This is a genomic window from Roseburia sp. OF03-24, assembly GCF_003463035.1.
GTDB classification, from domain to species: domain Bacteria; phylum Bacillota; class Clostridia; order Lachnospirales; family Lachnospiraceae; genus Roseburia; species Roseburia rectibacter.
In genome coordinates this window covers 16,843-40,243 of the sequence record NZ_QSCK01000002.1, presented here as the reverse complement: position 1 = coordinate 40,243, position 23,401 = coordinate 16,843, and the positions used below count along the sequence as shown (strand labels likewise).

Below are 23,401 nucleotides of genomic sequence, written 5' to 3'. Positions count from 1 at the left end.
AGATCACACTCCTTTCTGCACTTCGGGACAATGTGTCCCAAAGTCCGGGATGGTTGGTGTTACTTCATTCCCCCATACAGCCCAGCCGGGCGGGGTCTGCCTGGCAAAGAGCTCCACGCGGGGCAGATCGCCCATCAGGGAAATAATTTTGTCGCGGGCCTCGTCCGGCTTTTTGCTGTGGGCCTCAATCGGGGAAACGATAAATTGATGGATGTTGGCAGCCTGCCGCTTCGGGTGGCCCTTGGTTGCCAGCAGGCAGATTTCTGCATTGCCCCTTGTCCAGAAGCCAAGGCCGTAAAACCAGCTATCCGCCTTCTTGTTCTTTTTCAGCCAGACGAAAGCAACGGATTTATAGGTGAAGCCCCAAGCCTCGATCAGCCGGAGCGCCTCCGGGAGCTGCGGGAAAGTAGCCCATAAAAAGAGTGCGCTGTCCGGGGCTGCAAGATCAGCCACAGGCAACGCACATAAATCCTCAATGCTCATAGTGGGATAATGATTTTCCGCCGCGCCCTGTACTTTCTTAGCCGAGTAGCGCCAAGGGGGATCGGCGTAAATGATAGAATACTGCTGGATAATTACACTCCTTTCTCGCCGGAGCTTTTTACTGCCTGCGCCGCACGAATACGCTCACTGGCTGCGGCATAAAAGGCCGGGGCCGTTTCAAAGCATACAAAGCGACGTTCTGTGTTGATAGCTGCAATCGCGGTTGTGCCGGAGCCCGCGCAAATGTCCGCGACCAATTCGCCGGGGCGGGTATAGGTGCGGATCAGATACTCACAAAGCTCCACGGGCTTCTGTGTGGGATGGATGCCGCCGGACACCGTAGGCACAAAAAGCACATTTCCGGGATAGCGGCGGCCATCGTTGGACTCTGAGCCCTGCCGTTCAAATTTCCCATAGTTAGAGCTTGTACCGCTTCGGGAATGAACACGGGTATATGGCTTGCCGTAAGTAAACTGTGGATTGTAGACCGGGGACTTTTGGTAAAACACCAAGATGTTCTCGGACTTTTTCAGCGGAGCCCGGTTTGCATTGAGAAAGCCCGTTCCGCGCTCTTTGTACCAAATCCACTCATAGCGGAGCATGGCGAGGTTGGATGCGCCCAGCACCTTGTCAAAGGGGCACTGTGCGAAAAACAGCACTGCGCCATTCGGCTTGACCGCCCATTTCACTGCCTCCCACAGCTCTGGGAGCGTCAGGGGCACATCCCAATAATTCCGGGTTGTGCCGTAAGGCGGATCAGTCAACAGCATATCCACGCTATGTTTGGGCAGGGAGCGCAGGCCCTCAATGCCATCCATGAGAAACAAGCCCTCCTTCGGGATACTTTGTCCCAAAGTGCGGCTATCGGTCATTACGGGCCTCCTTTGCCTTGGCAGGCGCAGGCCGGGCAGCGTTTTCTTTTCCCGCTTGCTTTGCAGCCTCGGCCATCTGCTCCTTGATTGGGGCAGGCCGTACCGCCTGGGCCCGTGCAACAAGCTGTTCCACTGCCGCATGATACGCCTCCACACCAGCCGCATTGATCCGTTCCTGTGTGGCTCGGTCAGGAATCCGAACCGTAGCCCGGTATCCCGTCCGGCTGGCAGGATCAGGTTTAGAGGGAGCGCCGAGGAAAATCCCGTTTTTCCCGTCCACAACCTTAAAATCGTCGATGACCACACCGCCAAAATTGACGCTGGCGAAGCCGATCAGTTTTCCCTGCGGCTCAATCGGGCGGACAGATACCGTGATCGGAACAACCGCCTCCTGCAAGACAGCATCTGTCCGCATTTTTACTGCCTCATCAATGCTAACGCCCTTGACTTCTGCAAGCTCCGCGATGGGAGCATCAAACAGCCAGCGCCGTTCCTCCGCAGCAATCTGCTCCGGGGTCAGCAATACATCGTCTTTCTTACTCAGATAAAATTCCTCCTTTCCGCTTGCCGGAGCAGGCTGGGCGGGGTCGTCCATCAACTCTTTTCTTTGCAGGACGGCCTCTGTTTCCGCCATAAAGCGGTAAGCGTCTGCCTCAGTAAACTCCTCCGGCGTTTTTCCATTCCATAAGCGCGTTCCGTCTGCCCCGTATCTTCTCGGCATAAGCACCACCTCCTGTTAATGAGCGCCAAAGATACGCTGGGCAATGCTCCCGGTCTTAAAGAGCATGAAGCAAAGCAGAACCGTGTAGCCCACAGTTCCCCAAATCGCCCCAATGGGATCGCCGCTTGTTGCGATGCCTTGAATGAGCACCGCGTAAATTGCAACACATACGAGGATCAGCAGCCCTTGAAAGCCTACGGCAAACAGGGACTTGATGTAGTTCTGCCCGGTGCCGCCAAGCTCCCGGTTGGAAAGCGTAGCAACGGGGATGGGGGCCAGACTGGTCAGCAGATAGATTTCCAACATCCGGCCATACACCAAGACGAAAATGATAATCCCCATTGCTTTCATCGTGAAGCCGATGAGCGCAGATTGCAGCCAAAGCCCCAAAAGCGGCCCCAAGTCCATCGCCTCCAGCGAGGTTTCCAGTTCGGCAAGCATATCCGCCGAAACATCGGTAGAGCCTTGAATGAGCCCGCCTGCCTGTGCGATAACGCTCTGCGAGACATCGAACACGGCCATGACGATATTGAATGTGTTTGACAGGATTAAGATTGCACAGGCTGTTTTGAACATCCATTTATAGAGGTTCGCAACGTCAACCTCGTGCATATTGTTCTTTTCCAAAAGCATCTGTATGAGCTCATAAGTGGCAACAAAGGTCAGCACCATTCCGGCAATCGGCAGGATCACCGTTTCGGAAAGCTGTCGGATCAGGGAGAAAACCCCGGCGTGCCACGCCGCCGGGGTAGTCCCTACCTGTGCCGCAATCTCTCCGACTTGGGTATTGACAGTATCAAAAAGACCTTCGAGGTTCCCCATGATCCCGCCAATCAGAAGCTCTTTGAGCCAGTTTGTGAGCCAGTCGGTGAGAAAATCCATAAGCGCCTACCTTAAAACAGGCCAGACAGCAGAGGGATCAGTGTGGTGCCAATGACGATGATGCCGCCGCCCGCCATGAGCTGCTTCATGCCCTGGGACTTGGAGCCCGGGTTATCCGAGCCGTAGCCCTCCAGCAGATTAACCACGCCCCACACGCCAAGGCCAGCACCGAGAGCAATAACGAGGGTCTGTAAAGTGTCGATTGCAGATGAGAAAAATGCCATATAAGCCTCCATTTCTCCGGGATTTTCCCGGTAACAAAAAAGCCGCCCTTGCAGGCGGCAGGTTACAAACTTCGGGACACTTTGTCTCGAAGCGTTTATGCAAAGGCGTCTGGATCGTCGATGTCATCATAGTTGAGGATGTCCTCGTCCTCTTCCGTGAGCGCATCGTCCGGCACAGTCACCTCATACATCGTACACGCCTCGTTCAGACCGGGCCGCCTGCGGCGGTTAATGAGCCTGTCGAGGTCAAAAGCGTTTTTCTGTTTATCGGCCTCCGCTGTATAACGGTAGTTCGGATGCCGTTTCAGATCATACTTGGGAGAGAAGAACGGGGGCAGGCCCCGAAGCTGCAAAATACATTTGTCTCCCGGCATGGTTGCAAGTTCGGCTGGGGTCATCAGTTCCCGGCCCAGCCGCTGGGTATTTTGACTGTAGCTTTCCGACTGACCACGGGAGCGGCTGTCAGTCTGCATACTGATTGTGGCTTTTCCCAGCCAGTTCTCGGATATTTCCTTGATGGTGCTGGCTTCGCGGCCACCGAGAAACACCACGCTATCCATGTTGCCGAGGATTGTCTCGGCGTGTTTATCGTAAATGGCCTTGCACTGTGCCAACTGTTGATACAGCAGGCAAAGACTCACCTCGCGGGAGCGGATAACCGCGACCAGCTTTTCGAGCTGGGGCACCTGTCCCGTGTTGGCTGCCTCGTCCCACAGCACTCGTACATGGTGCGGCAGGCGGCCACCGTGAACATTGTCCGCCCGTTCACACAGGAGGTTGAACATCTGCGAAAAAGCAAGCGCCACTAAAAAGTTGTAGGTCTGCGTGGTATCGGAAATAATGAAGAATACCGCCGTTTTCCGATCTCCGATGCGGTCAAGCTCCAATTCGTCATAGGCCATGACTTCACGAAGCTGCGGGATGTCAAAGGGAGCCAGCCGCGCACCGCAGGAAATTAAAATGCTTTTTGCCGTCTTGCCGCTGGCCAATTTGTACTTTTTATACTGTTTGACCGCGAAGCAATCCGGCTTGCGCTTTTCAAGCCCGGCAAACATATAGTCCACCGCGTTCATAAAGTCCTCGTCATCCTCCTTGACCTCCATGCCGGAAATCATATCCACAAGGGTATTCATGTTCCGATCCTCGGCAGGCCCCTCGAAAATGATGTAGGCAATCAGGGCGCAGTATAAAAGCGTTTCCGATTTCGTCCAGAATGGATCGCCTTCCTTGCCTTCGCCCTTTGTGTTGGAAATCAGGGCATCCACGAATTTCAGAATATCGGCCTCGTTGCGGATATACGCCAGCGGGTTATAGTGCATGGATTTTGAAAAATCTATGCTGTTGAATACCTTGATTTTGTACCCGCGTTTTTGCAGGAAAGCTCCGACCTGTCCCAGCACACCGCCTTTGGGATCGACCACCACATAAGAGGAATGAGCCTGTAAAAGCTGGGGCGTGAGCCAAAAGCGGGTTTTGCCGGAGCCGGACGAGCCGATAATGCAGCAATTCAGGTTTCGGGCATTTGCGGGGATTTTCGGGCGGGTGTTCATCGTGAGAAACTCCGTCCCGGTCAAAATCACGTTGTTTTCAAACCTTGGATCAACAAACGGTTTGATGTCTTTTTCCGTTCCCCACCGGGCGCTGCCGTATTCTGCATCCCGCCGAAACTTCTTAGCGTTCTTGCTTTTGAAATAGATCAGCAGCCGGAAAACAACTGCGCCTACAATGCCAACAAGCCAATCCAGCGGGACAAGACCGGGTGCAAAGTCAGCAAAGGCCGGGCCAATCGTCTGGCCCAGCCCGATGAGCTTATGTGCAAAATCGTTCCCCGCCGCCAGCCGGTAGGCCGTTCCCAGCTTGAGGCACGCCCACAGGATGAATAGATAGGGAATGTTCGGAATGAGATATTTTCTGATCTTATCTGTCCTCATAGGCCACCTCCTTTGCACGTTCTTTCTGTTTCGGCTTTTCTTTGGAAAGCTGATCTGCCGCCTGTTGCAGTTGTTCCCGGATGGGAACACGGTTCGATTTTGCTTTGCTTAACACCTTCCGGGAATACTCAGAAAAGCAGGCGGTCATTGCGTCTGCCTGTCCAGCCTTGAAAAACAGCAGGTATTTGTCCGGCCCGGTTTTATAGAACGCATAGTCTACATTCCATTTCCGGGCCACGCGGTCAAAGGACTTGGCATCCCCGGATAGCTCAATGCTGTTTGTGGCTGTACCGTGGGCCATGAGCTTTCGCACACTTTGTTTTCCATGCGGTACTTGCCGCCCACGGTATGCCTTGCGGATCTTCCGGCCCACCATGCCCAGCACATACGCCAGTCCCCGCGCCGTCAGCTTGGTTGTTTTTACGGATATGGCTATCGTGCGCCGGGAAATATCTTCATCAATCAGTTACACCGCCTCCTTCCTTGGGACAATTTGTCTCGAAGTGCCATCACCGATCCCCACGGTCTTTTTTCTGCATTTGACGGTAGCCCTCCAAAGAAGAACCGTCTATGATTTCCTGATAAGCGGCCATTTGCTCCCGGATAGAGAGCTTCGGGAAAGAGAATACCTTATGCTCCTTGGGAATATCCTGCAAGCCGTGATACACTTCCACGAAATGATTGCTTTCTTTGACAACATAGCCGCCCGGGGCAAAATGGCCGTTTTCGTGGATGCAGGCATCCCGGCCATACGCCTCATAATCGAAATACGGTTTTACCTGATCCGGCACATCCAACATTTCCAGATCGTCCACATAAATACGCCCCAGCGTTTCCTCATCGGATACGCCGGGGTAAAAGCCGTAACAGTCCAGATTTTGTGTCAGATTGATGATGTCCCGCACCGAAGAACAGTGATCGCCGCTGTCGAGGACGGCCTCCAGTGTTTCCAGCTCCGATGAGGTAAGCTCGGAAAGCAGGCAGGCCAGATGATTAAGCTCGTCCAGATTTTCATACTCGCTCAAATGGTCATAGAGCCCCAGCACATCCCCATCGAAAGAGGTAATAAAAATTTCCTGATAGCGGACGCCATCCACGCCGATCCGTTTCAAGAGAGCCTCCACCTCCTGGGCGGTTGTGGGAAATTTCAGTGTTTCACCCACAAGCTGGCCCTCGCTGTACTTTCCGGCGTTGGTAACGTAGGCTTCAAACAGGGTTGCCATCAGCGGCGGCCCTGTCCCTTGACGGTCAGGATGCCCTCAAGGGTTGTTGCCGTAATTCCCAGCCGCTGGGCCACGGCAATATCATTTTTCATGGCTTCGGTCATACTGTGCCCGCAGACAACCAGCACATGAGAACGGCGGAGCAGGTCACGGCTCATGTCGATGCCGCTTTTATGCTCCTCGGGAACAGCATCATTGAGAAACAGGGGCAAGTACAGGGGCGGGCAAATAGGAGAAAAGCCTGCCTCATACACGGTGCGGCAATACTGCGCCGCCAGTTCTGCGTTTTCGCTATCGCCGCCGAGCCATGCAGCGGTGATATAAGCAAGGGGTCGTTTCATCGTTCATACCTCCGATATTTTAATAAGAAAGTTCAACCCAAACCCCACGCCCTTTCCCAGTCTTGGGAAAGGGGGCGGCTCTGGAGGATATACCCCCGCCGCTTGCCGGGGAAATAGCACAGCCGGGGCAGACCGTCAAGGGCGAGCCGCCGAAAACGGCGGTGCGCTGCACCCTTGACGGCCCACTCCCGGCTGTACTAAAAAACAGGCGGCGACGGGGGATATATACCACCAGAGCCTCTGCGCGAGGGCGGGGCCCTCGGGACAAAGTGTCTCGAAGTTGTTACTTGTCAAGTTCCTGCTTTTTCGGGGCTTTTGCCAGCTCCGGCGGCTGTTTTTCTTTCCAGTCATCCAGCAGGGACATAATCTGTTCTTTCATTTTGGCGGGAGTGACCTCCTTGCCAAAATACTTTTCCAGTTCCGCAGTAGAAATAATCACGCCTCGATCCTCCTTTTTCTGTTCTGATAAGATACCGTCAATGACATCGCCGTTAAGCTTGCCTTCCTTATCCAGCTCCCGGAGCCGTTTAGCCTGGGCCAGCGAGGGCGAAGCCTGCTCCCCGTCAATGGAAACAGCAATAAGCCTCTGATTTTTCGGTTTGATGTAGGAAAGCTCCACGGCAGGCATGAAGCCCATCTTTTTATCGTCTACCTTATCCAGAAGCTCCGGCACAAGGGAGTTGAGCCGCAAGTAGCGCATGACCTTTTTATAGTTCATTTCATGCGCCTCGCCTACAATCTCAACCGAGCGTTTCCCGACATCGCCTTCCGCAACACCTTTCAGCCGCCCGCCCTGATGCTTGATGTCCTCAACCTCGAGTTCCAGCAGCGCGGCCAATTCGCTGGGGAGCATCCCGTCACGCTGCTTGTTGCTGTCCTTCATGGCCTGTACCGCTTCGTGGTCGGTCATTTCACGGACGATAAAGGGCATTTCCTCCAGTCCAGCCAGCTCACTGCCGTGAGTACGGCGATGGCCCGCTACAATTTCATAGCCGTTTCCGTCTTTCTCCGGGCGGGCAAGACCGGGAACCATTACACCGTTTACGCGGATAGAAGCAACGATTTCCTGCATCTTCGCATCGTCCCGTACCTTAAAGGGGTGCGGACGGAATGTGTGAAACGGATGAACCTCGGAAAGTTTCAGATAAACCAGCTTGCCTTCCTCAACCGGGCGGGGCGGTGTGGTCGGCTCGGGAGCCGTCTGTTCCGCAGTAGCAGTTTCCTTCGGTGCCGTATCCTGTGCGGGCTTAATGGGCTCCTTGGCATCCGGGGCCTTTCCGTCACTTCGGGACACTTTGTCTCGTTTGGACGGCTTGGGCTTGTCAGGGGCCGTCTTATCCGCCTTGGGTGGGCGGCCCTTGCGGGCCCCAGCCGATTTCTCCGATTTTTGATTTTCAGTCGCGGCCTTTTCTGCTTTCGGCGGACGGCCACGGCGCGGCTTTTTCGGTTCCTCCGTATTGGCGGGCTGCGGTGTTTCTCCGGGGGCTGCCGCCTCCGGCGCTTCGGGGGTTTCCGCCTTTTCGACTTCGGCGCGGGCGTTCTGTCTCTTTTCTGCCATAAGCTCATTGATTTTGTCAAAGGACACAACCACATCGCCGGGCTCAGGTATGGCAGGCCCGGTCTGTTCCTGCTGGGGTTCAGATGCTGCGGCCTGTTCGGGTGTGGCGATAGGCTCGGCGGCCTCCGGGGAAATATTCTCCGCAGGGCCAGTATTCAGTTTTTCATCGGCCATTTACGATCCTCCTTTTCGTTAAAGTTGCACAAATTAGAGCGCTAAAATTTTGTAGTTATTTTTGTGCCTCCTTTCCGTCTATCCACGCAAAAAAGCCGCCCGTTTCTCATGCCGGACGGCTTTTTGCGTAATGTGATAGATCAAATATTATTTTTTCTGGTTTGCAGGCTCCGAAAAGCCTTGTATTTACAGTGTTCCTAATAGGAAGTAATCATATATTATATGAGTTAGTATTTTACTATTCAAAAATAGGAAATATCGAGGATAGAAACAATGCTTTGAAAAAAATAGAAAAATGTGGAATCGATAGTATACCGATAATGAGAACTTTATACAATTTTTATTTACAATTTGGTATGCTTAATAAGGCAATGGAAGTAAAAACTTTTATTGCAGAAAAACAAAGAACGAAAGAAAAATCATATAATAAAGATCGAAATCAACAGGAAGATGATGCTGCTGAAGCATTAGTAGGTGCTATTCGAGAAATGTTTGTTGAACTTGAGCATAGTAGAAAGCTAATATCTATGAGCGAACTTCTAAAAGGATTTTCTCATGAATTAGGCCAGCCTATTACAAATATACGCTATGGTGTACAATTGTTTCAAATGAAAATGAATAAAGGTATAAACACAAATGAAGAATTAAAAGAATTGTTACAAAATATATTGTCACAAACATATAGAATAAAAAAGCTTTTGGATAGATTTTCACCAATTACTTCTGAAAAGAATGCTGAAACTAATTTTAGTGTAGTTAAAGAAATAAAGAATGTTTTCTCAGATTTTGATTCAAGATTGAAAAAAGAGAATATTGTATGGGAATTGAAAGAAAATAGTGATTTTATTTTATTTGGTGATAATATAAAATTTGATCAGATATTCTATAATTTAATTGGCAATTCCATTTATGCAATAAAAGAAAAAGGAGAAAAAGGAAGCATTGCGGTTACTATTTCTGAAAGTGAAAAGGAATATATAATAACATTTGAGGACAATGGAACTGGTATTGAGCAAGAATATTTAGGAAAAATTTTTGAACCATTTTTTACCACAAAAGAATGTAATAATGATGAAAATGGAGGAGGTGAAGGGCTTGGTTTGTATATTATATGGAACATTGTCAGTATGTTTAATGGAAACATTAAAGTAGATAGAGAATATAAAAATGGTGCTAAGTTTATAATTACTATATTAAAAAAACAAGATGAGAGGGAAAAAAATGAATAAAGTATTAATTATAGAAGACGAATTAATGACAGCAACTACTGTGAAAGAGGCTTTGAAATTAAATGGAATAAATGCAGAAATTGCAGAAGATGGAATGAAAGGTTTGGATTTGATCAAAAAGAATGATTATGATTTGATTCTTTTAGATTTAAAAATGCCAAAGCTTAGTGGAGAAGAAGTCTTGAAAGAAATAAGAAAAATAAGACCGTATGTTTTTGTAATAATATATACTAATTTTAGCGAATTTGCGGATATAAAAGCGTTAGCTAATATTGGGATAGATGGATATGTAAATAAAGGACCAGATTCTGATTTGCAGGAACTTATAGATAAGATTAAAGAAAAATTAGAACCATTTTCTATGGAGGATATGAAAGCAATAATGAACGATGCGAAATTAGATAAAGAGGAGTAGTTAGTATAAATGAAAAAATACCTATTAGATACAAATGCCTTTTTCGAAATGCTTAGTTATTTAGTCGGAAAAAATGTGAGGAAGGATGAATACGATTTTGAAGATATACGACAGGGTGAATGTTATATTTCTAAAATTACAGAACTGGAAGTTTTGTCTGTAATTGGAAAATATGGAAGGGGAAAGTCTTCACAGTGGCAGACTTGCAATAGACAAACTTCAAAAGAAGGAATAACATGTAGTAACCGATATTTTTTTGAAGGTGTTAGACCATGGAACAAAAAGCAATGTGCTGCACTAAGAAAATTAGTCAAGGAAATGATAGAGGGAACCAGTACTATTCTTAAAATTAATGTATTGGAAATAGATGAGGATATTGTTAATAGAGCAGAAGGATTTATGATGCATGCAGTAAAATATAAATTTGGTTCACAGGATGCACTAATTGCATCGACTGCTATAATTCATTCAACGGAAGAAAACCCAATGTATGTAGTTACTGCAGATAAGGCTTTAAGAGCTGCAATGAAAGATGAAGGAATGGAATTTATTGTTCCGGGAAAAGCTCGTTAGAAGTAGATGATTATGTCAGAATCGCCAATCAAGATTGGAAACTTTATCTTGACTGACATTTCGACATTTAAGATATGATAGTTAAATAGGTAGCAACGAATTGCCAGATAATTTATTTGCGTAATTTTCAGACAAATCCACTACATTTGTTTTTATAATTCTTTCTTAATAGCTTCTTTGATCTCCGATATCATTTCATCTTCATCACCATGATAAAAGCGAGAGATCAGCAAATTGTACGATGCTTTTACATAATCATGTCGGCTTATAAGCGGTGTATAGAAGTGATATCTTCCTTTTTTGGCCGAGCTAGCGAATCCTTTTTTACACAAACGAGTCAAAAAAGTAGAAACTGTTTGTGGTTTCCAGTCTTTCTCATATGCCGCATTGGCTTTTGTACGGATTTCGTCCAAAGCCATAGGTTCTTCATTGCTCCAGATAATTGACATTATAATTTCTTCTGCATCTGATATTTTTTTCAATTTGTGCCCCCACCTTATCAATAGAATTAGATTTTCACGTTAAAAGAGTGCTTGAAAAATCAAATACCCTTGTGTCTAATCTGCTTAGAAAAGTAATCGGATATGATTCCGATCTGCCCTCAGTAAAAATGTATCAAAGAATAGCATCCAAACTTTAGGCGGTAGGGATGCTATTTCTTTTTGTCATTATGATTACCTATGTAAGACAGTGCCGCAAAAACTACTAACACTAAAGTTAAAACTTTAAGCGTATTCAAAGGGCATCACCCTCCTTTGTGAACTAGAGGGCGTCTGACAATCGAAAAATCACATCCTGCTTTCTTTTTAATTATACAAATATAGTATAACATAAAGAGTGCTGATGTTCAAACAAAAACAAGTCATCCCGCCACATTCTTATCATCCGGATCAACCGGAGGAAAGCGTCTCTCCAGTTCTTCTGGAGTATCAGGAACGTCGTCAAATAAATCACGTTTTGGAGCTGCCAGACGGCTTTTAAAATGCTCAATTATCATTTTTCTTACATCTGGTTCCAGGTCAAAATAAGCTTTCATGATATCCAATTCTAAATCACTTGCTCCACGACTTTTTACAAATTCATCAAGACTGAAGGTAGAAGATGGAATAAACATCGGTCCAGATCCTTTTAAAAGCCATTCATCGTTTACACCAAATTCCCTGCAGATGGATTTACGCATTTGATCAGTAACGTTATTTTCACCTTTTTCTAATTTGTTAATAGCTGTTTTCCCGACACCAAGTCGTTCACCAAATTTTTCTAATGTCAATCCAAGCGTTTTTCGTAATTTTTTAATTCTCTCGTTCAATTTTAGACCTCCAATTCTTAGTTTCAGCATAACACTGGAAAAAGTGTAAGTCAATAAAAATCCCTTAAAGGCACAAAAATACATTGACAATATCCCTACAAGGGATTAATATGTAGATACAAGGAACAAAAAAGAAAAGGAGGAAGCCATTATGGACGAAAGAAAAGGTACAGAAACCATGATTGCAGTGGAAAATAAGCAGGAAACAATAGAGCTTGAGAATCTTTTAAATCAGCTCAGCCCGGATGAACAAAAATCTTTCCAGATATTTATGCAGGGTGTTCGATTCGCGAAAAATATGGCTAAAACAGGAAGGTAGAGGAAAGAAAAGGGCATGGTGATATCACTATGAAACTATCTTTATAATAAGATATGCGCTAAGATGGGTTCACAACGATATCAGAAAGGAAGTGATTTTACGGATAAAGAAAAGGAATTAACGCCCGATCAGCTTTCAGATGCGAAACATTTATCTGAAATCATTAACAGTGTTTCATCTGGAAAATGTTCGATATTCGAGAGTGTGATGCTGGCATATCTGAATGGAATGGAAGCCGGTATGGCATATGGCAAAGATGATATTTCATAAGCTGACTGCAATCAGCGGTATTAGAAATAAGCACAAAAAGAGAAGAAAGGATGGAAACCTTATGAAGAAAACAGATCAGGATAACAGAGATAAGAACCAGGCAGAACGACTGAGAAAAACCTTAAAAAGTTTTGGGATCAACACCAGTGAGGAACTTGATCAGGCGCTTGCTGCGTCACTGGATGCAATGACAATCGGAATCATGACGGATGTGATCACAGCTCAGGCACATTCGGCATAAAAGGAAAACGGTTTTCCAGTATTAGAAAGTGGCAATGGAAGACAGGGAAAAATAATATAAAGCGTTAATGATGGAATGGCTTCAACTGCTCATTAAAAACAGAACAACATTTTATAATGGGCAGTTATGCCGCTCTATGTGAAAAGATAAAGATTTAAAAGCAATTATTTTATATGCCAGGGATTATAGAAAGTATCTTCTTCCTTTGCGATATGCGTCCATAGGGAGCTTATATTGTTGACCCTGCAATAATCTGCAACTTCTTTTCCAAAATAAAATTCTGTTTTTTCAAAATTATGAGCTTTATTATGATCTTTTGTATGGTCATTCCATCCTTTAAAATATATTTTCTGTGCTTCGTCAATTGGCTTACATTTTAAAAAAGGAATCATATCTTTATAAGAATATTTATACCCAGAGTAGTGATCTGGAATTTTAGATGAAAGGAGTTTTAAGAAAACATTAGAAGTAAAGCCATCGTTTCTAAATGACAGGTTTAAATATTTGCATAAATTATAATAATCGTCTTCTTTTAATTCTGCTACAAAATTTTGATTTACTTTAACAACAAAGCCATAGTTCACAGTGTGTAAACCGACTAAAAGTTCATAACCTTCATGAACAATAGCGACGATGACATCAAATTTTACTTTATATACAAATGAGAATTTGTCTTTGTCAACATTATTTTCTTTCATTTGGTTGACTAAATTTTTTAAGGTAGTGAATGTTAATTTACTCATAATGTTTTCTCCTAATGTAGTAAATATATGTTTATAAGCAAAGGTGATTATATAAAAATATTATGTGGGAACAACCATACACTTGATGGAAAAATCGAAGATATTTGTTTAACTAATGATAATGGGGTGTTAGATGCCAATATTTTTTTGGTTCAACAGAAAGATTCAGAAGTTGAACCTTTTGGATCTGCAGTAGTTCCATTATCATACATAAAATCTATTTTATTATAACACCATCAAAATTATACCAAAATGACATCAGAAGTTCAATAGCATAAATGATCGTCTGACAGGAAGCAGCGGTATTAGAAACAAGCACTACAGACAAGAGAGGTGATGTGTATGAATAATATTGTTTTTGATAAAGAGAATCCGGTAACTTCTGATCAGCTCATTTGGGCTTTATTTGGAAAGAGTACTGAGGATGTTCCAGGATGGGGAAAATGGGGAATATGCATATTTGTTTAAAAAGAAAGATGCAGCGAAAGAGAAGAAAGAAAAACGGCTTTCCAGTATTGAGAAAGAAAAATGTGTGAAGGAGCCATATGGATAAGATGAATAATAAAAAAATATGTCCATACTGTAATTATATAGCAGTTGATGGGGAATGGACTGCACAGAAAAAAATTGAATGTGAAAGAATAGCTTCAAATTTATATGGTGTAATTCCAATGGATAACCCGGAACGTCATAAGGGGTTCATTGCGTTTATAAGAAATTTTGGAAGAACAATCAATCCTGTAAATGAAGATCTGGGATATGTTAAGTATGTAAAAAAGCATCCTGGACGTATCGAAATATGTTCATCTGATATAGGAAACAAAATATTTCCTGTTAATGACATGCCTTTAATTATTGAAGTAGAAATAAATTATTGTCCGTTTTGTGGACAGAAGTTAGGGATTATGTCCACGGATATTTAACAGTTTGAATATGTAGTCTAGTTGCTTGTTCGGGAGTAAGCCATTGCGAGGTGATATTATGCGCGCGACAGTAATCAGCAACTTTTTTTCCAAAATAAAATTCAGTTTTTTTAAAATTATGGGCTTGTCGATCATTTTTTGTCTGATCAACCCAACGATAGAATACAGTACGCCTTTGGGGATCAATTTTGTCCGTTTCTTCTGGATACCATTTCTGCATGATATAGGGTTGAACAGGATTTTTTGAACATTTTGATGGAACATGATCAGAAATATATTTCAAAAAAATATAAGAGCCAAATTTTTTATCACCATTTGATTGAAGATTAAGAAAGGAACGTAATCTATAAAAATCGCTATCAGGCATAGATATTTCAAAATCATCAGAAATATCCATAACACTTGCCCAATTATTATAACCTTTAGCACCTATCAGTAATTGGTATGGATGAGTATCCAAACTGATTATAATGTCAAAAGTTATTTGGGCATATCGAACAGTAAAATGCTCCCGATCTGAATTATTGGCAATCATTATAGTGATGAACTTTTTAAATCCGGGAAAGTGAGCCATGTATATCTACTTTGTATGCAACTGGTATTGAAAATTGTGATTTATACATCAGTATTATATCAAAATGATATCAGAAGTTCAATGACATAAATAATAAGCTGACTGCAATCGGCGGTATTAGAAATAAGCACAACAGATAAGAAAGAGAGGATAAAAAGTGTTCGTAAGAAAAGTATACAAAAAACAGTGCATAATCTGTGGAAAAGAATTTGAAACAATCTCTGCGGCTGCATTGACTTGCGGGAAACAGTGCAGAAATGAACGCAATAAAACGATTCATGAGAAAAAAAGAAACCCAACACAAAATAATAGCAATATAAGCAACGTATTGAAAAAAGCAAGAAAAGCAGGGATGAGCTATGGAAAGTATGTAGCAATGATAGAAAGAGAGGGAGAAACATGGTAAATCAAATGACAGTAAGAGCTCCGGAAGATCTGCAGGAAGAATTAAAGATCAGAGCAGGAAAGCAGGGGCTGACAAGAAATGCGTTGGTCCTGAATATTTTATGGGATTGGGTGAAAAAAGAGAAGAAGCGTGAAAAGGATGAGAAAAATGAGATGCGGAGTAAATAAAACGGATCAGGTACATCGGAATTGTCCGTTGGATGGAGGGGAATAGAGGAAAACAAGGGGCAGGGCAATTAAAAAATGTAACCGGATAATGCAATTTTCCTTACACAATATATCACGATGTATGGCAGGATGGAAAACTCCGGGCATATGTCCCGGAGGGAAAGGAGTTTAGATGGTTTTATCGGTTGGAATGCTGTTGAAGATTGTAAATATTATTTTAATAATTGAGATCTTTGCATTGACGTTATTTCTTTTTTATCTGCGCTATAAGGCATATAAGGGAAAAAAAGAAACTGAAAGATGGATAGAGAAAATTGGAAAGGAGAGTAAACAGGATGGAGAAGGTAGAAATGTATGATCATACGAAAACTGAAAGGGAAAGGCAGGAAGAGGAAATTGCAACAATTAAAGAAAGAAATATCACTGTAAAACTGTCAGACGCAGATTGTGAAAGATTGATGAGTAAATGTGGTGAGCATGGGTTAAGTGCCGGAGAATTGATTGCATATTTTGTCGGAGATTTAGTAGACGGTACATATTCCAACGGAAGTGATGAAAGAGATTTGGCAAACCGCTGGTTTGAAAGGTGCTGGTTTGCAATGTATCCGGAAAACACACTGTTGAGTCATTTGCTTGATTGGGGATATAAGCCAGAAGACTATCTGGATGCAATAGATAATATCGAGAAAGCAAAGAAAGACAAAAAGTATATAGAGGAACATCCGGAAGAAGCAGACGGAGAAGAACCAGACTGGATAGATGATGATATTGCATACTGGGAAGGAGAACTGAAATACATGACAAGAGACTGGAAACCGGCGAAAGAGTCTGATATGGACAAGGAAATCGGACTCATTAAGCAGTGGGTAAAGGAAAGAGAGGAATTACTGAAAGAAGAAAAAGAGGACAGGGAAAGAAAAGTGGAGGGGCAGGAACATCAGGATAAGGCAGATAAAGAGGAGCAGCCGGATGACAACATTTATGTGCATCGCAATGGAAGGAAGAGATAACTATGCTATATCGTCAAAGAGGGATTAATATAGATTCTCTTATTTATGATGATCATAAAATGGATCAGCGGATGGAAAATATTGCGCAAAACATCAGAAAAGAACGTCAGAAAAAAGAAGTATCAATATCTGAATTAGCTGTCGCTGCAAATCTTTCTGTAAGTTGTGTTTCCAAAGCGGAATCCGCGAAAAGCACTGTGAGTCTGAAAACAATCCTAAAGATTGCAACGGCATTAGAAGTTCCGGTATCGAAATTACTGGAAACAGAAGAAAGTGTAGATGATGTATGGAATAAAAGCCGTATCAGGATTGAAATTGAACATGGAAATGGGGAAGTGTTTGAAAAGATTGTTGAAAATACTTCCGAAGAAACAACAGAAATGTTTTTATGTATGGCTGAGGAAATGATGAAGTTACTTAAAGTAAGTCAGAAACAACAAATGACGGACAGGGAAGGAGACGTGGCGGATGTCTGAATTTTTTTCAGAAGAACTGGTTGCCCAGGCAAAAGAGACAAGCCTGACGCAGCTGGCAGAATATTATGGATATCATCCAAAGCATGTGGGTAACCGGCTATATACGTTGGCGGAACATGATTCTATAAGAATTTATAACGACAGAACATGGTATCGATGGTCAAAAGCAGGTAACGGTAAAGAGAGTGGCGGATCACAGATTGACTTTCTGATGCAGTTTTGCGGAGTTGAGTCAGTGCATGCAGCAATTAAGACTCTGTTGGAATTTCAGGGAATCTCTACAGAGGATAGGCAATGGAAGAATACGTTGAATGAAAAAGCTGCATCACATCAGGCAGGAGAAATAAAACCAAAGGAACATGCGGAATTTGTTCTCCCGGAAGCAATGCCTGGGACTTATCGGAGAGCTTATGCATATCTGATCAAGACAAGAGGTTTGTCACAGCAGATTGTAGATCACTTTGTACGCAATCTGAAAATTTTATATGAGGAAAAGGAACATCATAACCTTGTTTTCCTGGGTAAGGACAAAGATGGCAATGTACGGTATGCTACAAAACGTGGAACAGCAGATATTTATGGGAAAAAATACAAAGGGGATGTGGCAGGAAATGATAAAAATTACGGTATCAATATCGTAAATGAAAAAAGTACGGAGCTGAAAGTTTTTGAGGCAAATATAGATCTCATGTCTTATATGGATCTGAAAGGTGATTTTGAGAGCAATAAACTTGTGCTTGGAATGACGGCGGATAATCCATTGGTTCAGTTTTTAAAAGAGCATCCTTACATAAAAACAATAACATTTTGTATGGACAATGATGCAGCAGGGATGCTTGCCATGTTCGGTAATGAAGAAAAGATTGGGTTACTGAAAAAATATGAACAGCAGGGATATAAGACAGATACGGATATTGTTCCACAGGGGATAGGGTGTAAGGACTGGAATGAATATCTCATATATAAGAAGAAAGAACGTGACATGGAGGAATCGGAACCGGTAGAAACTGAGCATAACGAATATCTGAGAAAAAGAAAATGCAGATAAAAGAAAATAAAAAAACAGAGGAGAAATTGTATGAGCAGAGTAATCGCAGTAGCAAATCAAAAAGGCGGCATAGGAAAAACAACAACAGCAGTAAACATTGCTTTTGACCTGGCAGAAATGGGAAAGAAGGTATTATTGATCGATACAGATGGACAGTGCAATTCCACAGATACCTGCAGGGCCCAGGTAGAAGGTGTGGCAACGTTATATGATCTATTATTTGAACATGAGAAAGCAAGTGAATGTATTCAGCACATGGAAAAGCTGGATGTGATCGCATCGGACAAGTTATTAAAGAATCCGGAGACAAAGTTTCCAGATGATGCTACCAGACTATTTACATTATGTGATGCATGTGAGGAAATCCGGGAACAGTACGATTTTATTATTATTGATACACCACCTACGCTGGGATGTATGTTGTCTAATGCATTGACATTTGCGGATGAGGTTGTGATACCGGTAACCTGCGACCGTTACGGAATGGAAGGAATCAGTGATCTGTATGTCACGATCCATGCAACACAAAAGTATACAAACCGCAATCTGCGTGTTACAGGAGTACTTTTAAATAAATATAAAGAAAAAACCACACTTTGTCGTGAGATCAGCGAAGCCCTACCGGGTGTATTGGCAATGTTTGAAACAACTGTTTTTGAAACAAAGGTAAGGGAATGTGAGGACTGTAAAAAAGCCCAGTCGGCAAGGATGAGTGTCCAGGCATACAATTCAAAATGTACGACAGCAAAGGATTACTGGAATGTATGTGAGGAAATTGTTAGGAGGCGTGCATAAATGGCGAAAAATGTGAGCAGTGCAGATATATTTGGTGGTATGTTTCAGAATCTTCCGGATTATACATCAAGAAGAGAAAATACATTAACAGAAAGAAAAGAGCCTGGCAGACAAACAGAAAAACAATCCGGTGTGGCAATGATCCGCCGGGAACAATTAAAAGCATTTCATGAGCACCCTTATCGTGTGGATGAAGACCAGGCAATGAAAGATCTTGCAGAGAGTATCCGAACCTATGGTGTGAGAGAACCTATCCTGGTACGTCCTGTTTCCGGCAAGGAAGATGAATATGAGATCATATCCGGACACAGAAGAAACCATGCTGCAGGAATGGCTGGTTTGAAAGAAGTTCCGGTTCATATTGAAGAATTAGATGATGATACGGTAGCGATTTTGATGGTTGATTCCAATAATAAAAGAGAGACATTACTGCCGAGTGAAAAAGCATGGGCATACCGGATAAAGGCAGAGGCAATGCGCCATCAGGGAAAACGGAATGATCTTATGACAGAAGATGACATGGCACAGGAGAAAGAACCTGGTGGCATGAAAAAGGTTGGAGAAAAAAATGGTGACAGTGAGAGAACAGTAAGACGGTATATCCGGCTTACATATTTGCGGAAGGAGCTGCTGAATTTGGTAGATGAGTCAAAATTGTCTGTTGGAGCAGGTTATATAATATCCTTTTTTAATCGTGAGGAACAACAGTGTGTTTGGGAATATTATCAGAAAAATAACAGATTGCCTGACACTGGAAAATTAGAGAAGATGATGCAGCTTCATAAAAGCGGCACCTGGAATCAGGAAGAAATCGATAATATCATGAACAGACAGCCAAAGAAAGAAAATGTAGCAAAAAAAGGAATTACGATTAAAAAAGAAAAAATTAAAAGTTTCTTTCCAGAAGATGCAACAGATGAATATGTAGAAAGTGTGATCATGGAATTGTTGGAAATCTGGGCAGAAAAACAGGGGCAGAAATGCTAATGGTACATATTAAGATAATGAAAAGATTATCGAAAACAAAGGAGTAGCGTAAGTGCAGAAGCTAAAAAACAGCAATATTGCTAAAATGATTGCTGCCGGGATTACAAATAAAGAGATAGACTTTCTGATATACATTTCCAGATTCCAGGATGACAATGGAAAGGTATATGGGGTTCATTATAAAGAATTATGTGAAACCATGCATATGAGTTATCAGGAGTTTTATAATGCAAAGATTGCATTGGAGAAGAAAGGTTTTATAAAATGTGAAAAATCGCACCGCATTGATCATGATATAACAATTCTTGATAATTCAGACAAAGATTGTATACAAAATGGATATGTGAATACAAATCACAATATTTTCTTTCAGGATCAGTTTTTCCGGTGTAAGGCAGGTACGAAGCTGTTGGCATTGGAGTTGATGAAGATCACTTATGCTGGAAAAGGATATTTTGAAATAGGCGTAAAGAAATTTTATGAAAAATATACGAAAATGTTTCAGGTCAGTGAGCGTGTGATCCGATCCTACCTGAAGGAATTAAGAATATTTTTTTCAATTGGAATAAAAAATAAAAAGTATTACATAGAACCACGAAAAATCATATATAGGAAAAACGGGGAAGTGAGTGAAGCGGAACGGTTACGGGAACATTTATTGGAGGCAGTCCTTCGCCGTAACCGTATTCAGGAGAAAGACACAAAGAAAAAAAGGGATATAAAGGGATTGTTTCAGCAGTATGGTTCAAAGGCGATAGAAGAAGGAAAAAATCTGTTTGCACTTATGAATCGTGCTGTGGAAAAAAGCATAGATACACTGAATGCAGGGAAAAAGACTCAGGAAAAGCGATATTTAAGTGTTGCATTAATCCATAAATTACTGAAAGAAGAATGGAGCGTTTCTGGTCAGAACGTGCCATTATTTCAGACAAACGGAGATTTGAAACGACAATATAATTACGATGGGCTGGAAAAGGTTCTGTTAGGAACCATGCCGGCAATAGGATAACGGACAGGCTGTCTGCAGTATGCGGATGGTCTTCTCATAGTACAAAAATAAATATCAAATGAATTTTTTATTTGGCAGATATCTGATAACGGATCAAAAAAGTATCCTGAAACCAGGTATTTTTTTATGCAGCAAAATAAACATTCAAATTTTATGTATATTTTTTGGAAAACATTCTATTTTTATGCAGCATATGAAAAAAACGTTCTAAAATCAAGGAAAAATCAAGTAGAAACAGTTCAATTTCAGTGCATGTGGATAAGTCATGAAACTGTCGGAAATACAACAAAAACAAGAAAAAAGAACCTGAGTATATTTATTCTGTTATATATATTCTGTTTATTTATATATAATATTTTTTCTTATAGGAAAAATTTGAATTAAAACTTTTCCTGCAGGCAGATGAAAAGTACATCTGGATGAAATATGATAAAGCAAAGGAGGATCAACATGGAAAGAATAAATGTAAATAAGGAAGAAAAGAAACAAATGGAGCTGTCAGTCCAGGAATTAAGAGACTATATAAAAAAGAAAAATGGTGATTTCTGGCTTCAGATTGATTTTGGAAAGGAGGGAGTGCAGGATGGAAGCAGAAAAGACATATAATCTGGATATGGTATCGGTAAGGCTTGTGCATGATCCGCCATTACTATCAGATCATAAAATAAAGACAGCAGAAGATGCGGTGCAGGTAATTGGAGAACTTCTTGGGGAGATGGATCGGGAAGTGATCTGTATTATTAATCTGAAGAGCGATGGAACTCCGATCAATGGACATATAGCCAGTGTTGGTGCAATCAGTCAGGCTGTCACAACACCAAGGGAGATGCTGAAAGCAGCAATTCTTTCCAATGCAGCAAGTATGATCATGTTACATTGTCACCCGTCAGGCAGTGTTATACCTTCTATAGATGATGTTCAAATGACGGCCAGAATGATAGAGATTGGGAATCTGGTCGGGATACCGGTAGTAGATCATATCATTGTTGGAGGAGATACAAAAGAGTATTTTAGCTTGCGTAGCAAAGGGATGCTGTCGTTTCCGGACAAAAGTTATCCAACGGATTATCGTTTGCTTGAATTTGAAGGTTCGGACGAAAAAGTGAATATGGTAAGTGAGAGAGAAAATACTGCAGTCAGAAGACGCAAAGGATTCCGGTAATTAATATCATCTTTTTTTTTCAGGGATAATTTGTTATAATACATATATGAAGGAGAACATTTGATGGAAAATAATACTATATTTGATGACGTATTTCGGACCATGTTGGAAAAAATGCCAAGACTTGTTATTCCGGTTATTAATGAGGTTTTTCATACTTCATATTCTGAAGATGAGAAAATTAACCAGTATCGCAATGAACATCACACAAAATCTGGAGAGATTATTACGGATTCATATCTTGGCATCGGTGATAAATTATATCATCTGGAGTGTGAGAGCAGTTCCAGGGGTAACATGGGGATACGGATGATTGAATATGATTTTGCGGCGGCATTAGAAGGTGCTGCCTTAGCAGAAGATATGTTTGAGATAAATTTTCCACATTCCTGTGTCTTGTATCTGAGACATAACCAGAATACGCCGGATTATTTAAAAGTCAAAATAAATATGCCAGATGGACAGCATGTGATATATTCTATCCCAACTGTGAAACTGCAGGAATATACGAAAGATGATATTTTTAAAAAGAGGCTTCTCTTTTTTCTGCCGTTTTATATCATGCGTTATGAGAAAGAAGTTGCTGCAATCGGAGCAGATCCGGAAAAGACAGACAGTCTGGTGCAGGAATTTGAGTCAATTGCCAGAGAGTTAAAAAGAGAACTTTCTTCGGATGAGGAGATGGACTTATATACACGCCTGGAAGAACTTATGGAACGGGTTGCAGATTATATTTTAGATTCGGAGGAAAATCTTAAGGAAAGGATTGGTGATATTATGGGTGGAAAGGTTTTAGAACTTGAAACAGATAAAATTTTAGAACTTGGTCGAAAGCAGGGAATCGAGCAGGGAATCGAGCAGGGAATTGAGCAGGGAATCGAACAGGGACTTGAACGGGGACTTGAGCAGGGGATCGAACAGGAAAAGTATAAGACAATAAAAAATATTTTGATGAATAGTGATTTTAGTACAAGAGAGATTGCCATGTTTACCGGATATCCGGAGGAAGATATTTTATCAGTGCACAAACAGATGCAGGAGAATATGGAAGAAGATTGCCCAATACGAAAAACTTCACCGCAAAGAAGATAATGAAATATGAAAAAAGAAGGTGTCAGGAATAAGGCATCTTCTTTTGTGTTTAAATATATTTCCGGTCATGCTGTCCGGAAGTTTGGATAAAATCTTTTGATATGGAACGGGTTGCAGATTATATTATAGATTCGGAGGAAAATCTTAAGGAAAGGATTGGTGATATTATGGGTGGAAAGGTTTTAGAACTTGAAACAGATAAAATTTTAGAACTTGGTCGAAAGCAGGGAATCGAGCAGGGAAT

The 23,401-nt window shown here is 42.5% G+C and carries 34 protein-coding genes; 20 read left to right on the top strand and 14 right to left on the bottom strand.

Features of this window, described 5'->3' with window-relative positions; genetic code table 11:
• Positions 1 to 3 precede the first annotated feature (3 nt).
• The 10 genes from DXA60_RS01410 to DXA60_RS01365 form a co-directional block, all read right to left on the bottom strand.
• On the bottom strand, positions 4 to 573 hold the full coding sequence (locus tag DXA60_RS01410) for an MT-A70 family methyltransferase (protein ID WP_257362322.1): 570 nt from the start codon (positions 571 to 573) through the stop codon (positions 4 to 6).
• Positions 574 to 575: 2 nt separating this feature from the next.
• Positions 576 to 1,355 (bottom strand): DNA-methyltransferase, encoded by a 780-nt coding sequence (locus tag DXA60_RS01405; RefSeq protein ID WP_117918879.1) that lies wholly within the window; start codon positions 1,353 to 1,355, stop codon positions 576 to 578.
• Entirely contained in the window at positions 1,345 to 2,076 is a 732-nt protein-coding gene (locus tag DXA60_RS01400) for a septation protein SpoVG family protein (RefSeq protein WP_003020333.1), read from the bottom strand. The genes DXA60_RS01405 and DXA60_RS01400 overlap by 11 nt, the downstream gene beginning before the upstream one ends.
• A 15-nt stretch (positions 2,077 to 2,091) precedes the next feature.
• The gene (locus DXA60_RS01395) at positions 2,092 to 2,958 is read right to left on the bottom strand and encodes a VirB6/TrbL-like conjugal transfer protein, CD1112 family (protein WP_087989534.1); all 867 of its coding nucleotides are present in this window, start codon (positions 2,956 to 2,958) and stop codon (positions 2,092 to 2,094) included.
• An 11-nt stretch (positions 2,959 to 2,969) separates the two neighbouring features.
• On the bottom strand, positions 2,970 to 3,182 hold the full coding sequence (locus DXA60_RS01390) for a Maff2 family mobile element protein (protein WP_044963257.1): 213 nt from the start codon (positions 3,180 to 3,182) through the stop codon (positions 2,970 to 2,972).
• A gap of 95 nt (positions 3,183 to 3,277) precedes the next feature.
• Complete coding sequence (locus tag DXA60_RS01385; RefSeq protein ID WP_117918878.1) at positions 3,278 to 5,113, bottom strand: VirD4-like conjugal transfer protein, CD1115 family; 1,836 nt, start codon at positions 5,111 to 5,113, stop codon at positions 3,278 to 3,280.
• On the bottom strand, positions 5,100 to 5,507 hold the full coding sequence (locus DXA60_RS01380) for a PcfB family protein (protein WP_330418361.1): 408 nt from the start codon (positions 5,505 to 5,507) through the stop codon (positions 5,100 to 5,102). The genes DXA60_RS01385 and DXA60_RS01380 overlap by 14 nt, the downstream gene beginning before the upstream one ends.
• A gap of 115 nt (positions 5,508 to 5,622) precedes the next feature.
• Entirely contained in the window at positions 5,623 to 6,336 is a 714-nt protein-coding gene (locus tag DXA60_RS01375) for an antirestriction protein ArdA (RefSeq protein ID WP_117918876.1), read from the bottom strand.
• A complete protein-coding gene (locus DXA60_RS01370; protein WP_003020223.1) occupies positions 6,336 to 6,677 on the bottom strand; it encodes a DUF7768 domain-containing protein in 342 nt (113 codons plus the stop codon). Before DXA60_RS01370 ends, DXA60_RS01375 begins: the two co-directional genes overlap by 1 nt.
• A 283-nt stretch (positions 6,678 to 6,960) precedes the next feature.
• The gene (locus DXA60_RS01365; RefSeq protein ID WP_117918874.1) at positions 6,961 to 8,409 is read right to left on the bottom strand and encodes a ParB/RepB/Spo0J family partition protein; all 1,449 of its coding nucleotides are present in this window, start codon (positions 8,407 to 8,409) and stop codon (positions 6,961 to 6,963) included.
• Between the two features lie 278 nt (positions 8,410 to 8,687).
• Between DXA60_RS01365 and DXA60_RS01360 the strand changes: the two genes are divergently transcribed.
• From DXA60_RS01360 to DXA60_RS01350, 3 genes are read left to right on the top strand one after another with little or no spacing between them, the layout of a single operon-like run.
• Positions 8,688 to 9,638: a sensor histidine kinase gene (locus DXA60_RS01360; protein WP_147345372.1), complete on the top strand. Its 951-nt coding sequence runs from the start codon at positions 8,688 to 8,690 to the stop codon at positions 9,636 to 9,638.
• Entirely contained in the window at positions 9,631 to 10,053 is a 423-nt protein-coding gene (locus tag DXA60_RS01355) for a response regulator transcription factor (protein WP_158570856.1), read from the top strand. Before DXA60_RS01360 ends, DXA60_RS01355 begins: the two co-directional genes overlap by 8 nt.
• 9 nt (positions 10,054 to 10,062) lie before the next feature.
• A complete protein-coding gene (locus DXA60_RS01350; RefSeq protein ID WP_117918868.1) occupies positions 10,063 to 10,626 on the top strand; it encodes a type II toxin-antitoxin system VapC family toxin in 564 nt (187 codons plus the stop codon).
• 152 nt (positions 10,627 to 10,778) lie between these two features.
• Here DXA60_RS01350 and DXA60_RS01345 read toward each other — a convergent pair whose 3' ends face one another.
• Together DXA60_RS01345 and DXA60_RS01340 are read right to left on the bottom strand one after the other, a co-directional pair.
• Positions 10,779 to 11,108 carry a BlaI/MecI/CopY family transcriptional regulator gene (locus tag DXA60_RS01345; RefSeq protein WP_147345371.1) on the bottom strand — a complete coding sequence of 110 codons (330 nt, stop codon included), beginning with the start codon at positions 11,106 to 11,108 and terminating at the stop codon, positions 10,779 to 10,781.
• Positions 11,109 to 11,488: 380 nt separating this feature from the next.
• Entirely contained in the window at positions 11,489 to 11,935 is a 447-nt protein-coding gene (locus tag DXA60_RS01340) for a helix-turn-helix domain-containing protein (RefSeq protein WP_117918865.1), read from the bottom strand.
• A gap of 151 nt (positions 11,936 to 12,086) precedes the next feature.
• Here DXA60_RS01340 and DXA60_RS18640 point away from each other — a divergent pair, with 151 nt between their 5' ends.
• The 3 genes from DXA60_RS18640 to DXA60_RS01330 all read left to right on the top strand — a co-directional run bounded on the left by DXA60_RS18640 (position 12,087) and on the right by DXA60_RS01330 (position 12,765).
• A complete protein-coding gene (locus DXA60_RS18640) occupies positions 12,087 to 12,254 on the top strand; it encodes a hypothetical protein (protein WP_155219199.1) in 168 nt (55 codons plus the stop codon).
• Between the two features lie 63 nt (positions 12,255 to 12,317).
• A complete protein-coding gene (locus DXA60_RS01335; protein WP_117918863.1) occupies positions 12,318 to 12,524 on the top strand; it encodes a hypothetical protein in 207 nt (68 codons plus the stop codon).
• Positions 12,502 to 12,765, top strand: coding sequence for a hypothetical protein (locus DXA60_RS01330; RefSeq protein ID WP_117918861.1), 264 nt, complete (start codon positions 12,502 to 12,504; stop codon positions 12,763 to 12,765). Before DXA60_RS01335 ends, DXA60_RS01330 begins: the two co-directional genes overlap by 23 nt.
• 164 nt (positions 12,766 to 12,929) lie before the next feature.
• On the opposite strand, the gene DXA60_RS01325 is transcribed toward DXA60_RS01330, so the two are convergent.
• Entirely contained in the window at positions 12,930 to 13,508 is a 579-nt protein-coding gene (locus DXA60_RS01325) for a DUF6037 family protein (protein WP_117918859.1), read from the bottom strand.
• 27 nt (positions 13,509 to 13,535) lie between these two features.
• Between DXA60_RS01325 and DXA60_RS18635 the strand changes: the two genes are divergently transcribed.
• The 3 genes from DXA60_RS18635 (at position 13,536) to DXA60_RS01315 (ending at position 14,431) form a co-directional block, all read left to right on the top strand.
• The gene (locus tag DXA60_RS18635) at positions 13,536 to 13,739 is read left to right on the top strand and encodes a hypothetical protein (protein WP_158570855.1); all 204 of its coding nucleotides are present in this window, start codon (positions 13,536 to 13,538) and stop codon (positions 13,737 to 13,739) included.
• Between the two features lie 111 nt (positions 13,740 to 13,850).
• Entirely contained in the window at positions 13,851 to 13,976 is a 126-nt protein-coding gene (locus DXA60_RS19415; protein ID WP_278336427.1) for a hypothetical protein, read from the top strand.
• 77 nt (positions 13,977 to 14,053) lie between these two features.
• Complete coding sequence (locus tag DXA60_RS01315; RefSeq protein WP_117918857.1) at positions 14,054 to 14,431, top strand: hypothetical protein; 378 nt, start codon at positions 14,054 to 14,056, stop codon at positions 14,429 to 14,431.
• Here DXA60_RS01315 and DXA60_RS01310 read toward each other — a convergent pair.
• Positions 14,412 to 15,005 (bottom strand): DUF6037 family protein, encoded by a 594-nt coding sequence (locus DXA60_RS01310; protein WP_117918856.1) that lies wholly within the window; start codon positions 15,003 to 15,005, stop codon positions 14,412 to 14,414. The two genes, DXA60_RS01315 and DXA60_RS01310, sit on opposite strands and share 20 nt — an antisense overlap.
• A gap of 157 nt (positions 15,006 to 15,162) precedes the next feature.
• Between DXA60_RS01310 and DXA60_RS01305 the strand changes: the two genes are divergently transcribed.
• The 11 genes from DXA60_RS01305 (at position 15,163) to DXA60_RS01255 (ending at position 23,157) form a co-directional block, all read left to right on the top strand.
• Positions 15,163 to 15,411: a hypothetical protein gene (locus tag DXA60_RS01305; RefSeq protein ID WP_117918854.1), complete on the top strand. Its 249-nt coding sequence runs from the start codon at positions 15,163 to 15,165 to the stop codon at positions 15,409 to 15,411.
• Positions 15,405 to 15,578: a hypothetical protein gene (locus DXA60_RS18630; RefSeq protein ID WP_158570854.1), complete on the top strand. Its 174-nt coding sequence runs from the start codon at positions 15,405 to 15,407 to the stop codon at positions 15,576 to 15,578. Before DXA60_RS01305 ends, DXA60_RS18630 begins: the two co-directional genes overlap by 7 nt.
• Positions 15,579 to 15,913: 335 nt before the next feature.
• Positions 15,914 to 16,588 (top strand): molecular chaperone GrpE, encoded by a 675-nt coding sequence (locus DXA60_RS01295; protein ID WP_147345370.1) that lies wholly within the window; start codon positions 15,914 to 15,916, stop codon positions 16,586 to 16,588.
• A 2-nt stretch (positions 16,589 to 16,590) separates the two neighbouring features.
• Entirely contained in the window at positions 16,591 to 17,064 is a 474-nt protein-coding gene (locus DXA60_RS01290) for a helix-turn-helix domain-containing protein (protein WP_117918848.1), read from the top strand.
• The gene (locus tag DXA60_RS01285) at positions 17,057 to 18,112 is read left to right on the top strand and encodes a DUF3991 and TOPRIM domain-containing protein (RefSeq protein ID WP_117918846.1); all 1,056 of its coding nucleotides are present in this window, start codon (positions 17,057 to 17,059) and stop codon (positions 18,110 to 18,112) included. The genes DXA60_RS01290 and DXA60_RS01285 overlap by 8 nt, the downstream gene beginning before the upstream one ends.
• A gap of 30 nt (positions 18,113 to 18,142) precedes the next feature.
• Positions 18,143 to 18,907, top strand: a complete 765-nt coding sequence (locus DXA60_RS01280) for a ParA family protein (RefSeq protein ID WP_117918844.1) — start codon at positions 18,143 to 18,145, stop codon at positions 18,905 to 18,907.
• Positions 18,908 to 19,894: a ParB/RepB/Spo0J family partition protein gene (locus tag DXA60_RS01275; RefSeq protein WP_117918843.1), complete on the top strand. Its 987-nt coding sequence runs from the start codon at positions 18,908 to 18,910 to the stop codon at positions 19,892 to 19,894. It begins immediately after the preceding gene.
• 52 nt (positions 19,895 to 19,946) lie between these two features.
• Positions 19,947 to 20,903 (top strand): hypothetical protein, encoded by a 957-nt coding sequence (locus DXA60_RS01270; protein ID WP_117918841.1) that lies wholly within the window; start codon positions 19,947 to 19,949, stop codon positions 20,901 to 20,903.
• Between the two features lie 450 nt (positions 20,904 to 21,353).
• Entirely contained in the window at positions 21,354 to 21,509 is a 156-nt protein-coding gene (locus DXA60_RS18625; protein WP_155219209.1) for a hypothetical protein, read from the top strand.
• Positions 21,487 to 22,065 carry a JAB domain-containing protein gene (locus DXA60_RS01260; RefSeq protein ID WP_117918837.1) on the top strand — a complete coding sequence of 193 codons (579 nt, stop codon included), beginning with the start codon at positions 21,487 to 21,489 and terminating at the stop codon, positions 22,063 to 22,065. The genes DXA60_RS18625 and DXA60_RS01260 overlap by 23 nt, the downstream gene beginning before the upstream one ends.
• Positions 22,066 to 22,128: 63 nt before the next feature.
• Positions 22,129 to 23,157, top strand: a complete 1,029-nt coding sequence (locus DXA60_RS01255) for a hypothetical protein (RefSeq protein ID WP_117918835.1) — start codon at positions 22,129 to 22,131, stop codon at positions 23,155 to 23,157.
• Positions 23,158 to 23,401 lie beyond the last annotated feature (244 nt).